This window comes from Corynebacterium lehmanniae (genome assembly GCF_043161975.1).
Lineage (GTDB): Bacteria > Actinomycetota > Actinomycetes > Mycobacteriales > Mycobacteriaceae > Corynebacterium > Corynebacterium lehmanniae.
Window position 1 is genome coordinate 2,177,423 of the sequence record NZ_CP170998.1, and the last position, 14,513, is coordinate 2,191,935.

A 14,513-nucleotide genomic window follows, 5' to 3' on the forward strand; every position below is an offset into this window, starting at 1 on the left:
CACTGTGCTGTATAATTACCGGCTACTCTGGACACATGAAAAGTAAGCTCTTAGGGTCGCTACTCTTCTGGGTAGTTGTCGCCATCATTCTCGGGTTCCTGTGCAGCCTGTTCTTCCCGGACTGGCTCGCCCGTGTCTTCATCACCTTCAACGGCCTGTTCTCCAACTTCCTCGGCTTCTTCGTGCCGGTGCTGATCTTCGCGCTCATCGCGCCCGCGATTGCGGGCCTGGGCCGCGGCGCCGGCAAGTGGCTGGGCATCACCGCGGGCGTGGCGTTCAGCTCCACCGTCATCTCCGGCCTGATCGCCTGGGGCACCGGTAGCGCGCTGTACCCGAAGCTGTTGTCGGGCAAGGACCTGATCACCAACGTGGCTGACCCCGACGAGGGCGGCCTGACCCCCTACTTCACCGTGGAGATGCCGCCGCCGCTGGCGATTATGTCCTCGCTGCTGCTCGCGTTCGTGGTGGGCCTGGCCATGACCGCAGTGAAGTCCGACAACCTCTACAACGTGCTGGAGGAGCTCAACGACGTCGTGCTCAAGGTCGTGGTCACCTTCGTGATCCCGCTGCTTCCGCTGTACATCTTCGGCACCTTCCTGGGCCTGGGCATGAACGAGAACTTCGGCGACACCATGGCCGCCATGGGTGTGGTGCTGCTGCTGTCCGTGGTTATGACCCTGGTCGTCGTGCTGCTGCAGTACCTCGTGGCCGGTGTGGTTGCGGGCGTGAACCCGTTCAAGGCACTGAAGAACATGCTGCCGGCGTACTTCACCGCGCTTGGCACCTCATCGTCGGCGGCGACCATCCCGGTCACCTACGAGTCCACGCTGAAGAACAACGTGGACGAGGACGTCGCCGGCTTCGTGGTCCCGCTGTGCGCGACGATCCAGCTGTCCGGCTCGATGATGAAGATCATGCTCTACGCCCTGTCCATCGTCTACATGGCCAGCCTGGACATCTCGGGCGGTCAGATCTTCGGCTTCATCCTCCTGCTGGGCATCATGATGATCGCGGCCCCGGGTGTGCCGGGCGGCGCCATCATGGCGGCCGCGGGCCTGCTGCAGTCCAACCTCGGCTTCGACGATTCGATGCTCTCGCTCATGATCGCGTCCTACATCGTCGTCGATTCCTTCGGCACCGCCGCCAACGTCACGGGCGACGGCGCGGTCGCGCTGATCGTGAATAAGTTCGCGTCGGGCAAGCTGCACAAGCAGTCGCCTATCGACGAGCCTTCGGTCGCCCCCGCATCCGGCTCCACCGCCGTGTAGCAGTCCCCTGCTGCCGCGCTGAACCGCCCTCCGGGGCGGTTTTCTTCTGCCCGTGTTTCACGTGAAACTATGGGCTGTCACTGTATTGGGAGGGTCCTCACTGTAAAAAGAGACGGCGTCACTGTAAAAAGTGAGGGGAAAATGGGCCCTCACTGTAAAAAGAGACGGAGAACCGGGGCCTCACTGTAAGGGTAGGGCTAAAGTGAGGGTATGAGTCAGCGCATGGATGACATCATGGCCCGGTTGCGACGGCAACGGAACGATGATCACTGTATCGAGGCGAAGTCTGGAACGGGGAAACTCGATACCGCGTTTTGGAAAGCGGTGAGCTCTTTTGCCAACACCAAAGGCGGAGTAATTCTTCTCGGTATCCAGGAAAATCAACGTGACGGTAGCTTCAGTCCGGCGCCGGGGTTTGATCCTGCCCGCATGAACGACCAACTCATAAGTGCGCTGCGCCAGGGGCAAGAGAAGCCTCCTGTGACACCCATCCCCCGTTTCGACATTGAGACTGACGAGGTCGATGGTTCTCCGGTGATCCTAGTTTGGGTCCATCCGATGCGGGGTGACGCACAATTGGGCCAGCAGATGCCCTGCTATGTCACAGCTCAAGGCCTGCGGGATGGCGCGTACAAGAGGGTTTTGGATGGGGACCAGAGACTGTCTAGCTACGAGGTGTTTCAGCTCACGACGCTGTACACGCCAGACCTCTCGGAACTCTCACCCATCAGTGAGGCTGGCCTCGACGACTTAGATGGGCAGGCATGGAGGGGCCTAATTGAATCGCTGGAGAAACGCGGTTCTCGTATCCGTCTTGGGACGACCAGTGACGCTGAAGTCTTGGAACGTCTCCACGTACTTGACGGGGCTGGCCTCCCAACTCTGGCTGGCGCCTTAGCTCTCGGACGCTACCCTCAACAATTTTTCCCGCAGCTGTTTATCGACGTGGCTGTGCACCCTTCACCAGAGAAGTCCGTCTCGGAAACCAGGTTTGTGGATCGAGCCCATTGCGACGGTCCCCTGCCGCTCGCGGTGGAGGACGCAATTAAGGCGGTAATGCGCAACCTTCGAACACGTTCAGTGGAAGTGGGATCGACCATGGTCGACGAGCCCGAGATTCCCGAGATCGCGTTACGCGAGGCGATTGTGAATGCGGTGATGCACAGGGACTACAGCCCCCAAGTTCAAGGTCGCCAAGTCCAGGTGGATGTGTACCCCGATCGAGTTGAGGTAAACAGTCCGGGTGGTTTATGGAGTGACCGGACGGTGGACAACATCGATGAAAATCGTTCGGTCAGCCGTAACCCATCGCTCGCCAATCTTCTTAGCAACCTGCCCACTCCTTCAGGGTCGATGCGTGTGGCGGAGAATCAAGGGAGCGGCATCCAACGAATGCGTAAGGGCATGGAACGCTACGGCCTGCCTCAGCCACAATTCGATGCGAGGATTGGTGAGTTCACCGTCACCTTGTATCGCTTCGGAATTCTCAATCCGGAGGTTTCGCAATGGCTGGCCTCCGTGGCGCCAGGAAGTACGCGACAGGAGCAGATCGCCCTGGCTATCGCTCAAGGGCTCGGTGGTGTGTCGGTCAAGGAGTTGCGGGAACATATCGGGCTCGACAGTGATGATGCACGTGATCTGCTGGGTGACTTGGCCGATCGCAATCTGCTCAGGGCGGGTAGTTCCAGCGACACTTTCGTCCTTGCGGTTGGCGAACCTGAAGTCGACGAAGCCGATCGAAAGCTGATTTCCTATCTCACGGAAGTTGGGGAAGCTGCAGCACGCGATATCGCGGACCATCTCGGAGTGAGTGTAAATTCCTTGCGCCCCAGGCTCCGAAACCTGGTTGACGCCGAGGAAATTGTCCCTACCGCGCCACCGACGAGCAGGAACCGAAAGTACCGCCTTCCCGACTAGGTTTCACGTGAAACATCGTCGGCTCCCGCACCACCCCGCTCCCGGCGCAATCGACTACCCTCTTGCGCATGCCCTTCGAGATCGTCACCACCCACTTCGTGGCCCACGAGCGCGACCTCGAGGAGGCGTACGAGCTCTACCGCGAGCGCATCGAAACGAGCGGCGCTGTCATTTCGGCGGTCTCCCCTCGCCCGCACCCCATCGAGGACGAGTTCACCCTCTGGGACCTGCGCTGCCAGGCGGCCTACGACAACTTGCCCGCCCCGGACCAGATGCGGCTGTACGAGCTCAACGCGCTCGTGGACTTCGCCACCACCAACCGCGACAACGCCTTCGAGAAATTCTTCTTCGAGGACCACGACGCGCCGACGCACCTCCCCGCCAGCCTCGGCGGCCTGACCGACCTCACGCTCCGCGACGAGCCGCACGGCACCTTGTCGCTCACCACCATCGTCTACCTCGGCTCACCCGAGCACATGCTGCTTGCGCAGAAGCTTTTCGACGACACCGTGGCCGACCTCAACGCCGTCGCCTACCAGCCATACGTGGCCCCGTTGGAGGGTACGGAGCACGCGGGGCTGGTCGGTCCCCTGTGGCTTCGCGATGCCACGCTGAACATCATCGGCAAGGGCGACGGGTACTTCTCCCCCGGCAAGGAGGCGTGGGCGGGGTGGTTGTTGACGTCGGATGGACCGGAGGACGTCGATAGGCAGTTGCACGAGCGCATCGACGCCGACGCCGTGGTGATCACTCGCGCGGTGCAGGAGCCGTTCTAGATACGAAAAAGCACCGGCGCGGAGGAAGGGAAACTCCGGGCCGGTGCCTTTTAGGGTGCCGCGCTTACGGCGTCATCTGCGGGCTCAGCGGATCAACCTGCTCCGGAGCCTCTGCCCCGCCCAACGGGGAGTCGGAGACCTCGGCGCCGCCGAGCGGCGAATCGGTCATCTCGGCGCCGCCTAGGCCGGTGTCGCCGGAGCCGCCAACGGACGAACCGCCCGCGGAAGAGCCGCCGGACATGGAGCCGCCCGCGGAACCGTCAGAAACCGAGCCACCCGCGGAGGAACCGCCTGCAGAGGAGCCAGACTTGGAGCTGCCGGAGGAAGAACCGCCGGAGGTGGCGGCGCTAGAGGAGCTGACCTCCTTGGTGGTGTCGGTGTCACCGTCGCTGTCGTTGCAGGCGGTGAGGCCGGCGGCAGCCAGCACGAGTGCGGTAGCCGATGCGGCAATACGAGTGTTTGCAGACATAATTCTCCTTCTCGTGTCGGATTTATCCCGGGGTGTCTCGCCCGGATCACAAACTTTCTACGGAGCCTGTCTGCGAAACGCTTGTGAGCGGAGGGGGAACTGACGTACTGCTTCGTAGCAGAACAATAACCCGGTCCCTGCGCTGCAGGAACCGGGTTATTTGGGGGCGCGATTTACATCGGCAGGCCCGGGATCGCCGGGAGGGAAACGCCCGGGATGGAGCCGGAGAACGCCGCTGCCGCGCCGAGCAGAGCAACGAGGGCGAGCGGCACGCCGATCAGGACGCCCAGGGCAGAGGAGCGATACTCGCTGTCCTCGTGGGTCAGGCCCTTGATGCAGACACCGGAATCGGTGGAGCTGCCGATGCCCGCTTCTTCGTAGACTTTGTTAACAGCCTTCTCGAGACGCTCCTTCTCTTCTGGAGTTCGGGCTTTGTCGATCTCCTGCTGGATCTCTTTCTGCTCCTTAAGGCACTTCTGGTACCACTCGGAGGAACCCATCTTCTCGTCGCCTTCAGCGGCGAACGCCGGTGCAGCGAGGACGGACACGGACATGGTTGCTGCGAGAGCAGCGGACGTGATGCGCTTCATAGTGTTCTCCTTGTGTAGGTTTGGTTACCTGTCAAAGAGTTAACACATGTCTAAAAGACGCTTTCAACCGATTCGGCGAATCGTTTTCAAAATGAGACAAAAAGGGGCACCACCCCAGCAGGGACGGGACAGACAGAAGGGCCCCTATACCGGCAGCTTCGGCATATTCGGGAGGGAAACGCCCGGGACCATGCCTGAAGCCGCGGATGCTGCGCCAAGTAGCGCCACAAGGGCGAGCGGGACACCGACCAAGACAGCGATGACACCGCCGCGGTAGTTCGGGCTGTTGAGCATGCTCTTGATGCACACGGCGTCCGGATTGGAGGAGCCGCCGTTCTGTCGCAGTTCTTCCTTCTCCTTCTCATTAGCGGAGCCCACCAGACCACGGCAGTGCTGGTAGACCTCAGACGACGTCTTCTCGTCCTCCGCCGCATGTGCCGGCGAGGCCAGGACAGACAGGGGCATGGTTGCTGCGAGAGTCGCGATGGCGATGCGCTTCATGGGGTTCTCCTTGTGTTGGTTGGGTTACCTTGAGCAAGAAGAACACGTATCCATGAAGTGCTGCAGGGCAACTCAGCAGAATGTGTCCAAACCGAGATATGACAAACGGCCCGCCCCACGATGGGAGCGGACCGTAAGAAGCTCAGGCGAGCCGAATTACATCGGCAGGCCCGGCAGGGCCGGGAGGGAGAAGCCCGGGATAGCGCCGGAGAACGCTGCTGCTGCGCCGATCAGGGCGATGAGGGCAACCGGGACGCCGATCAGCAGGCCCAGGATGCCGGGCTTGGTGTCCGGGTTGTCGATGAGCTGCTGGATGCACTCACCGGTGGCGTTGGTGGAGCCTTTCTCCTTGCCCGGCTCGGCCTTGTCGCCGTCCTTGCCGGTGGCGGCCTTACCAGCGGTGGCTTCCTTGCCCTTCTCGGACTCGGCCTTCTTCTCCTCCTTGCACTTCTTGTACACCTCGGAGGAGCCGACCTTCTCGCCAGCCTGGTCGCCCTCAGCCTGGGCGGAGCTGCCCTGGTTCTCCTTGGCCGGGGTGGTGTCAGCGTCGGCTGCGAATGCCGTGGCGGACAGTGCGGACAGGGACAGGGTTGCTGCGACGGCAGCGGTGGCGATGCGCTTCATGGCAATCTCCTTAAGTAAATCGGGTACCTGCCAGTGATCTGACACGTGTAAAGAGCGTATCGCCCACCAGTCACATTGCGTTACACGGGGTTACCCTGAACACATGGGAATGATGAAAGAGATTGCCGCTATCTTTGGCGTCGCCACACTTGTGGGCCTTGGTGGCGCGGGTGCCGTCTACAACGCCATCGACGTCCCGGAGCGCGACCACTACACCGTCCAGGCAGCCGGTGCGCCGAGCGCGACTATCGACGACCCGCAGGACGTCCTCACCCCCGAGGACGAGCAGCGCCTGCAGCGCGACACCGCCAACATCAACGCGGCCGACGTGGTCACGGATTTCCACTACATGGTGTTCAAAACCAACCACGAGAACATCCTCGACGACGTTGAGGAGCTGCTGCGCTCGCAGTACCCCGAGCTGATCGACCAGTCCAAGGGTGAAAACGGCCGCCCCGCCGACGGCGTGCTCATTGTGGGCGTTGGCCTGGATCCGCGCTAGGCGTTCATCTACGGAGGCGACGATGTCACGCAAGAGCTCATGCTTGACGACGACTCGTATCGCGAATCCCTGCTGGATGCCATGAAACCCGGCGTGAAGGAAGGCAACATCCCATCCGGCCTGTTCCGCACGGCGAACTTGGCCATGGACGCGGACGGGCTTTCGGACCGGAAGTTCAACGACGCGAAAAATGACCGAGGCGGAGCGATCGTCGGCGCTGGCATGGGCGGGTTCGGCGCTGCTACCGCGGTTGGTGCGGGTGTGGTGGCGGTGCGGAGCAATCGTCGTAAGGCAATTGCGAAAGCCCGCGAGGACTACGAGCTTGTCACCCACGAGTACACCCGCCTCGCAGGCCGCCTGGACGAGGTGGACGTGCGGGCGAACTCGCTGTCCTCGGCGTTTGCGGACGAGACGCTGCGCCGCCAGTGGGCCGAGGTGCGCGACCGCTTCCTGGGCATGAACGAGCTGGTGCACGGCGCGCAGGGGCTGAGCACGATCAACATGGACGACGACAAGGACGTGTACAAGCACCGCAAACAGCTTGCGGACGCCGCCGAGTCCGTGGACCACGTCTCCAACGCCGAGGACAACATCGACCGCCTATTCGGTGTCGAGCACGGCGATCCGGCCACGCGCCGGGCGGACCTGAGCACAATCCGCGAGGACGTGCTTCGCGCCCGCAGCGAGGTGAAAGATAGCGGGCTGCGCCAGGAGCTGGACCTGCTCATGCAGCGCATCGAGGCGCTGGACGCCAACCCCTCCTCCCCCACCTACGTGGACGACTTCGTGCGCGTGCTCGGCGATTACCGCGTGATCCTGGACCAGGTGAGGAAGAAGCAGTTCAGCGACGTCAAGCAGCGCGAGAAGCTCACCGCGCCGGCGGTCTACGAATCCGGGTTCTGGTACGGCGGGTACGTCCCGTACGTGCACATGCAAGCCTGGCACGAGTCCAACGTGAAGGCGGATCAGGCGGCATCCTCGAGCAGCAGCTCCGTGTCTTCCTCGGGATTCAGCGCCGGGGGCGGCAGCTCCAGCTTCTAAAGGTGTGATTTAACACACTTTTTGAATTTGAACTTTCCTTTAATCAATCCGTGTTTATACTTAGACACGGAGAAATTCGAAGCGCGGCCCGCCACCTAAGAACACGAGGTGGCGGGCCACTCCATTTGTGTGGGTGCGAAAGTTTTTGGGCAAGCGGAAACCCCTCCGCCTGCTCGCACTCTAAATGGGGGGGTGGGTGAGTGCTCAACCGGTCTCGGGGGGATGGACCGTGGGCGGAGGGGCCCAAAAGCGAATATAGACTATCGCCCCCAGTGTGTCTACATGTAGAGCGAAAAAGTTTCTCGGTGCAGGTGGGAGGGGGTTATGGGATGATAGCCGGCATGACCATTCAGGCCCGGGCGCTGACGTACAAGCGTGAGAAGGAGCAGTCGGCGGCGATCCGCCTGTTGCACGCGGACAACGCCCCGGTGCTGCTGGCGGTCGTGGCGGAGCACTTCCCGCGCGGCGCTGAGGCGAGGCCGGCGGAGCAGCTCTACCAGCTCATGGCGGACGACTTTGCCGTGCTGCGCGGCACCTTCGAGCTGCCGAAAACACCCCAGGCGTACTGCAACGACTGGGTGAAGGCCGGGTGGCTGGTGCGCAAGTCCGGCACCAAGGAAACGGGCGAGACGCTCGAGCCCAGCGAGCAAGCGCTCACCGCCCTGCACATGATGGACAGGGTCAGTGCGCCGAGGTCGGCGGTGACGGCGAGCCGGGTGGCGTCGATAAGCAATGCCCTCCAAGCGCTCGCGCGGGACACCGACCCGGACATTGACTCGCGCCTGAAGCACCTCGAGGCTGAACGTGAGCGCATCGAGGCGGAGATTGCGCAGGTGGAGCGCGGTGAGTTCGAGCTGCCCTCCCCCGCCACCGTGCGCGAACGGGTGGGCGACATCCTGGGCCAGGCGAGCGCGATCCCCGGCGACTTCGCGCGCGTGCGCCACGAGCTGGAAGCGCTGAATTCGCAGTTGCGCCGGCAGCTGCTGGATCCGGAGGGCTCGAGAGGCGACGTGCTGGACGAGATCTTCGCCGGCGTGGACCTGATCGGCGAATCCGACGCGGGCAGGAGCTTCAACGCGTTTTACTCGCTGGTGGTGGACCCGGAGCGCGGCGCGTGGCTGGACACGTGGATCGGGCAGGTGCTCGAGCGCGCCGACAACGCGGCGATGACGGCAGAAGAGCGCGCGCAATTCCGTACCCTGTTCCGCGACATGGAGGACGCCGGCTACGAGGTCAACCGCATGATGACGCGACTGGCCCGCAACCTGCGCAACTACGTGGCCAGCGAGCAGTTCGCCGAGGACCGCCGCATGATCGAGCTGTTGCGCGACACCCGCAAGCTCGCCGCCGACGCCGCGGAGCGCGAGGAACTTTCGGCCACGCACAAGATGGACACCCCCTTGCAGCGCATCGGCATGCAGATCGCCTCGGTGGCGCAGATCAAGCTCGCAGACCCCGGCGCGGAGGTCATCACCACCGAGGTGGAGGCGTTCGAGCCCGGAAAGGGCGACGCGGAGGCGCTCTACCAGGCGGTACGTGAAAGCGAGATCGATTTGGAGGAGCTGATTGCGGCGGTGGGTGAGACGGTTGGGCGGGCCGGAGGAGCGTCGATAGGCAAGGTGCTCGAGCGCCACCCCGCCACCCAGGGCCTGGGGTCGGTGGTGGGCCTTGTGTACCTGGCCCTCAAGCACGGGGTGCGCCAGGACGGCAGCGAAGAGGTGCGCTTTGAGGAAGAGGATGGGAGCATTCGCTTAGCGACGGTCCCGCGGTGGCACTTCGACCCGGCAGCAGTAAAGGAGATGCAATGACGGAACCGCTGTGGACGGGCGACACAGGCACCCTGTCCGAGGAAACCCGGCGCGCACTGGTGGACCTGCTCAAAGGCCCGCTGATCACCGCTGACCGGAAGAAGGAGACGTGGCACGCCATCACCACCGACACGGAGGCGCTGCGCTCGCGGCTGCACGACGTGTTCTTGGAGCTGGTGGTGGACGAGGACGCCGGCATCGCTTTCACGCGCCACGTCCGCCCGGACAACGAGGACGTGAAGGTGCCGCCGGTGCTGCGCACGGAGGCGCTGACGCACCTGCAAACCGCGATTTTGCTGCAGCTGCGCCACGAGCTGGGCATGTCCACCCCGGGCGAGCGCGTCGTGGTGGGCGAAGACGAGCTGTACGGCGCCATCAGTTACGTCCGCGCGGTGGACAACCGGGACGAGTCCGGGTTTAAGAAGCGGTTCACCGCGGCGGTGAACACCATCCGCAAGTACAGCCTGCTCACCGACACGGAGACCGAGGGCCGCTGGGAGGTCTCCCCCGTGCTGCGCCACATCTTCGACGCGGACACCGTCCACGCGCTGCGCGAGGAGTACCTGCGCCTGGCCCAGGAAGGGGATAAGCAGTGACAGCACAATTCCGTCTGGCGCGCGTGCAGCTGGTCAACTGGGGCACGTTCGACGGCTACTACGACATCCCGGTCGGCGAGCGCGGGTTTTTGATCACCGGCGCGTCCGGCTCGGGCAAGTCAACGCTTATCGACGCCTTTTCCGCCGTGCTCGTCCCTCCCGGGAAACTGCGTTTCAACGCCGCGGCGCAGCAGGAAACGGGACGCGACAAGGGGCGCAGCCGCGTGTCCTACATCCGCGGCGCGTGGCGGCGCAGCGAGGACCCGGCCACCGGCGAGATCCGCAGCCAGTACCTGCGCTCCGGGGCGACCGCCAGCATCGTCGCGCTGACCTACCGCGCCGGCAGCGAGGTGCTCACGCTCGCCGCGATCTACCGCTTAAACGCGGGCCAGCAGCAGGAAGCGCAGGTGAAAACGCTCTACGGCATCTTCCCCAGCGAGGTGGACGTGGACGGGTTTGTGCCGCTGCTGCAGAACTCCCTGGACAAACGCAAGCTGGAGGCGAAGTACAAGACCGCCGGCGTGACGTTCACGGAGCAGTACTCCGTGTTTGCCAACCGCTTCCGTTCCAAGCTGGGCATCGGCAGCGAGGAAGCGCAGATGCTGCTGCACCGCACGCAGTCCGCGAAGTCCCTGTCCAGCATGGACGAGCTGTTCCGCAACTACATGCTGGACGTACCGGGCACGTTCCAGGTTGCGGAGGACGCCGTGGCCACGCATGAGGACCTGCGCCAGGCGTACGAGCGGCTCGAGGACGTGCACCAGCAGATTGAGACGCTCGCTCCCCTGCCGGGGCTGAACACCAAACTCAAGAATGCGCAGGCGACACAGGAGAACACCGCGGCGCTGTCTGCCGCCCTGCCCAACGTGCGGCGCGCGATTGAGGCGAAGCAGCTGCGCGAGCGTATCGACGTCAGCTCCGCCCAACTCGCCGCCCTCGAAGTGCAGGCGCAATCCCTTTCTGCGAGGAAGGAAGTCCAGCAGGAGGCGGTGCAGCGCGCCGCGGTGCAGCGGGAGCAGGTGGCCGGGCAGAGCCTGGGCGAGATCGAGCGCAACATCGCCCGCGAGGAACACCAACTTTCTGTACGGAGCGCGAAGCTGCGCGAACTGGCGGCCCTGGTGCAGCTGGACGGGGCGTTGGATACCGAGCGCTTCGCGGAGCTGAAGGCCCAGGCATCGGCGGAGCTGGCGGCCGCGCCGGAGCAGGAAGAACGCCTGCGCGAAGAGTGGTTCAAGGCCCGAAGCGAACACGAGAGGCTTGCTGGCGCGGAGGCGTCGGTGGGGGCGGAGTTGGCGTCGTTAGGCAACCGCTCCTCCAACATTGACCAGCGCTACGTGGAGGTGCGCGCGCAGCTGTGCGCGGATACCGGGCTGACGGTGCGCGAGCTGCCGTATGTGGGCGAGCTTATCGACGTGCTGCCCGAGCAGGCCGAGTGGGAACCCGTGATCCAGCGCCTGCTCGGCGGGTTTGCCGCGACCCTTTTGGTGCCGGCGGAGCGCGAGCGCGAGGTGAGCAGCTGGGTCAACGGGCGGCACCTCGGGATGCGGCTCGAGTACCGCACCGTGCCCGAGGGCGTGGAAGTGCCGCGCGGGCCGAGGAACCCGCTCAGCCTGTTTCATAAGGTGCGCGTGGTGGAGCACCCGATGCGCCCGTGGCTGATGCGCATGCTGGCCAGCACCTTCGACTACGCCCTGGTACGCACCGTGGACGAGCTGGAGCGGCAAGACCAGCGCGCGGCCACCATCGACGGGTTGGAGCGCAACCCGGCCGATAAGACCGGCTCCGCCCGGTACGTGAAGAACGACCGGCTGCGTCTGGGCGAGCGGCGCAACTACCGCCTCGGCTCATCCAACCACGCAAAGGTGGAGGCGCTGCGCGCGGAGCTGGCGGAGGCGAAACGCGCAACCACGGCGGCGGGCAACCGCCTGGCGGAGGTGCAGCGCAAGCAAGAGGCGCTGGCCAGCGACGTTGCTAAGGCTCGGGATATTGCCGGCATGGAGTGGGCCAGCGTGGACACCGCGAGCGTCGAAGAGCAGTTGGCTGGCCTGCGCGCGGAGCTTGAGCGGCTGACCTCCTCCCCCGAGGCCAAGGAGCTGGAGCGGGCGTGGCGTGAGGCGGCTGAAACGCTGAAGGCCACCGAGCAGGAGTTGCGCGAGGTGCGCGACGAGCTCGCCGTGGCCAAGCGGGCGCTGCAGGACGACCAGGCGCGGCTGAAGCGGATCGAGTCGGAGCACGTGGACGTTGAGCCTTCGTTGGCGGAGCAGCTCGAGGCGATGCTTGCGGCCACCACGCGCCGCCTGACCCCGGAGAATTTAAGCGACAGCGCCTTCAAGGTCACCGCGCAGCTGGATGCGCAGGCGAAGCAGGCGGCGAAGACGATCACGGAGTCCAGCAACGCCGTCGTGAACCTCCTGTCCAACTACAAGTCCCAGTGGTCGGCGGAGTCCGCGGAGCTGCAGGCCACGGCCGATTTCGCCGGCGAGGCCATCGCGCGGCTGGAGATGCTGCGCTCGGACCGCCTGCCGGAGTTCCGCGGCCGCTTCCTGGACCTGCTCAACGGCCAGTCCGTGATGCACCTGAACACGATTTACAAGGAGCTGCAGCGCGCGAAGGGCGACATTGAGACCAACTTGGGCCCCATCAACGCGTCGCTGCGTCGCTCCCCCTACACCGAGGGGCGCTACCTGCAGATTGAGGTCCGCGACAACCGCGACCGCGTCGTGCGCGACTTCCTGCAGGACTTGCGCGAGGCGACCGCCGGCAGCCTGAGCGAGGCGGACGAGAAGACCGCCATCGAGCGCTACCACCGCCTGGCCAAGATCATGGACCGCCTCGGCTCCTCCGAGCGCGCGGACCGCAGTTGGCGCACCGTCGTGCTGGACACCCGCAGGCATGTGAAGTTCGTGGGCAACGAGGTGGACGCCGACGGCACGGTGCACAACACGCACGTGGATTCCGCGTCCTTGTCCGGCGGCCAGGCGCAGAAGCTCGTGTTCTTCTGCCTCGCCGCGGCGCTGCGTTACCGCCTGGCGGGCGTGGACGCGGACGTGCCCCGCTACGCCACCGTGGTGCTCGACGAGGCCTTCGACCGCGCCGACCCCGTGTTCACCCGCACCGCGATGGACGTGTTTGAAAGCTTCGGCTTCCACATGGTGCTGGCCACGCCGATGAAGCTAATCAAGACCCTCTCCCCTTACGTCGACGGCACCATCGTGGTCCACTACACCGAAGACCCCGTCGCGCGTTCCACCTTCGAGTTCATTGATACCCATGCGCCTGCCTGACCAGCTGCCCGTGAAGTTCAACATGGAGCTTTTGCTTCTAGACGAACCTTCGGCCGTCTCCGTTCCTTTGCATCCCCCAACACGCGCGCAGGTGCTTGCCGACGAGGCCGGTGCCCGCGAGTTCGTCCGCGCCTGGCAGGCCTGGGAGCCCGCCGAGGAGGTGGAATGGGCCACCCGGTCCTGGGCGGGCCTGGGCAAACAGGACGTGCCCGTGCGCGTGACGCTGACCGGGTGGGACCGGGTGGCGGAGGTGGCGGGGCGCGCCGGGGAGGTTGCGCTGGCCCGCGAGCGGTTTGCGGTGTTGGTTGAGCTGTTCCCGGATTGGCCGGAGTTCCGGGAGCGGGCGGCGCGCTCGTGGTCGGCGTGGCTGGCGTTGTCGGACGACGACTTCACCCGCCTGTGCCTCGCTCTGCGATGGTTTCACGTGAAACCTTCCTCGGGTCTGCGCGCCCGCGCCGTACCGATCGAAGGGCTGGACACCAAGTGGATCGCCGCCCACCGGGGGCTGCTGCAACGCCTGCTCGGGGTGTCTGACCTGGGCTTGGCTGAGGGCGACAGGATGGTGCGCGTGCGGTTCTTGGACGGCGCGCTTGCGCCCGCGCCAGGGTTGGTTGACGTGGCCGTGCCGTTCGGGTCGTTGGATTTGCCGGAGGGTCTGTTGGTGATCGTGGTGGAGAACAAGGAGACGTTCCTGGCGCTGCCCCAGGCTCCCGAAGGCTCGGGCGCGGTGCTGGTGTGGGGATCCGGGTACACCGCAGGCGCGCTTCCAGAGCTGCCGTGGGTGCGCGGGGCGCGCCGGGTGCTGTACTGGGGCGACGCGGATGCGGACGGCTACGCCATCCTGAACGCGCTGCGCACCCGCCTGGCTGCCGACGGCGCCCCCGTCCCCGTCGTCAGCGTGGCCATGGATGTGGAGACGGTGGAGCGCTTCCTGCACCTCGCCGTGGCCGACCCCGGCGACACAACTCGGGTGCTCCCCCACCTCACCGACGACGAGGACCGCGCCCGCCGGTTCCTGGTCGCCTCCGGTGCGAAGCGATTGGAGCAGGAGCGCGTGTCCTTGGAGTGGGCGTTGGCGATACCGGAGTTTGCGGCGGTGTGGGGGCCTTGTGCTCCCACTGCGGAGTAGTACTATGT

General features: G+C 64.7%; 13 protein-coding genes. 9 read left to right on the forward strand and 4 right to left on the reverse strand.

The window, feature by feature from the left end; translation table 11 throughout:
• Positions 1–35: 35 nt before the first annotated feature.
• The 3 genes from ACF3NP_RS10420 (at position 36) to ACF3NP_RS10430 (ending at position 3,961) form a co-directional block, all read left to right on the forward strand.
• Positions 36–1,268 carry a dicarboxylate/amino acid:cation symporter gene (locus tag ACF3NP_RS10420; protein WP_181889380.1) on the forward strand — a complete coding sequence of 411 codons (1,233 nt, stop codon included), beginning with the start codon at positions 36–38 and terminating at the stop codon, positions 1,266–1,268.
• A gap of 222 nt (positions 1,269–1,490) precedes the next feature.
• Complete coding sequence (locus ACF3NP_RS10425; protein WP_181889379.1) at positions 1,491–3,185, forward strand: ATP-binding protein; 1,695 nt, start codon at positions 1,491–1,493, stop codon at positions 3,183–3,185.
• 68 nt (positions 3,186–3,253) lie between these two features.
• Positions 3,254–3,961: a hypothetical protein gene (locus ACF3NP_RS10430; RefSeq protein ID WP_181889378.1), complete on the forward strand. Its 708-nt coding sequence runs from the start codon at positions 3,254–3,256 to the stop codon at positions 3,959–3,961.
• 64 nt (positions 3,962–4,025) lie between these two features.
• Here ACF3NP_RS10430 and ACF3NP_RS10435 read toward each other — a convergent pair whose 3' ends face one another.
• From ACF3NP_RS10435 to ACF3NP_RS10450, 4 genes are all read right to left on the reverse strand, one after another.
• The gene (locus tag ACF3NP_RS10435; RefSeq protein WP_181889377.1) at positions 4,026–4,430 is read right to left on the reverse strand and encodes a hypothetical protein; all 405 of its coding nucleotides are present in this window, start codon (positions 4,428–4,430) and stop codon (positions 4,026–4,028) included.
• A 173-nt stretch (positions 4,431–4,603) separates the two neighbouring features.
• Entirely contained in the window at positions 4,604–5,020 is a 417-nt protein-coding gene (locus ACF3NP_RS10440) for a membrane protein insertase YidC (protein WP_181889376.1), read from the reverse strand.
• Positions 5,021–5,164: 144 nt separating this feature from the next.
• Positions 5,165–5,521: a hypothetical protein gene (locus tag ACF3NP_RS10445; RefSeq protein WP_181889375.1), complete on the reverse strand. Its 357-nt coding sequence runs from the start codon at positions 5,519–5,521 to the stop codon at positions 5,165–5,167.
• 156 nt (positions 5,522–5,677) lie between these two features.
• A complete protein-coding gene (locus tag ACF3NP_RS10450; RefSeq protein ID WP_181889374.1) occupies positions 5,678–6,145 on the reverse strand; it encodes a hypothetical protein in 468 nt (155 codons plus the stop codon).
• A gap of 103 nt (positions 6,146–6,248) precedes the next feature.
• On the opposite strand from ACF3NP_RS10450, the gene ACF3NP_RS10455 reads away from it, so the two are divergent.
• The 6 genes from ACF3NP_RS10455 (at position 6,249) to ACF3NP_RS10480 (ending at position 14,505) form a co-directional block, all read left to right on the forward strand.
• Entirely contained in the window at positions 6,249–6,647 is a 399-nt protein-coding gene (locus ACF3NP_RS10455) for a hypothetical protein (RefSeq protein ID WP_392398671.1), read from the forward strand.
• Positions 6,648–6,686: 39 nt separating this feature from the next.
• Positions 6,687–7,688: a PIN domain-containing protein gene (locus ACF3NP_RS10460; protein WP_392398672.1), complete on the forward strand. Its 1,002-nt coding sequence runs from the start codon at positions 6,687–6,689 to the stop codon at positions 7,686–7,688.
• A gap of 341 nt (positions 7,689–8,029) precedes the next feature.
• Positions 8,030–9,496, forward strand: a complete 1,467-nt coding sequence (locus tag ACF3NP_RS10465) for a DUF3375 domain-containing protein (protein WP_181889372.1) — start codon at positions 8,030–8,032, stop codon at positions 9,494–9,496.
• Complete coding sequence (locus ACF3NP_RS10470; protein WP_070843844.1) at positions 9,493–10,092, forward strand: DUF4194 domain-containing protein; 600 nt, start codon at positions 9,493–9,495, stop codon at positions 10,090–10,092. Before ACF3NP_RS10465 ends, ACF3NP_RS10470 begins: the two co-directional genes overlap by 4 nt.
• Positions 10,089–13,376, forward strand: a complete 3,288-nt coding sequence (locus ACF3NP_RS10475; protein WP_181889371.1) for an ATP-binding protein — start codon at positions 10,089–10,091, stop codon at positions 13,374–13,376. Before ACF3NP_RS10470 ends, ACF3NP_RS10475 begins: the two co-directional genes overlap by 4 nt.
• Positions 13,363–14,505 (forward strand): DUF3322 domain-containing protein, encoded by a 1,143-nt coding sequence (locus ACF3NP_RS10480; protein ID WP_181889370.1) that lies wholly within the window; start codon positions 13,363–13,365, stop codon positions 14,503–14,505. The genes ACF3NP_RS10475 and ACF3NP_RS10480 overlap by 14 nt, the downstream gene beginning before the upstream one ends.
• The last annotated feature ends 8 nt before the right edge of the window (positions 14,506–14,513 follow it).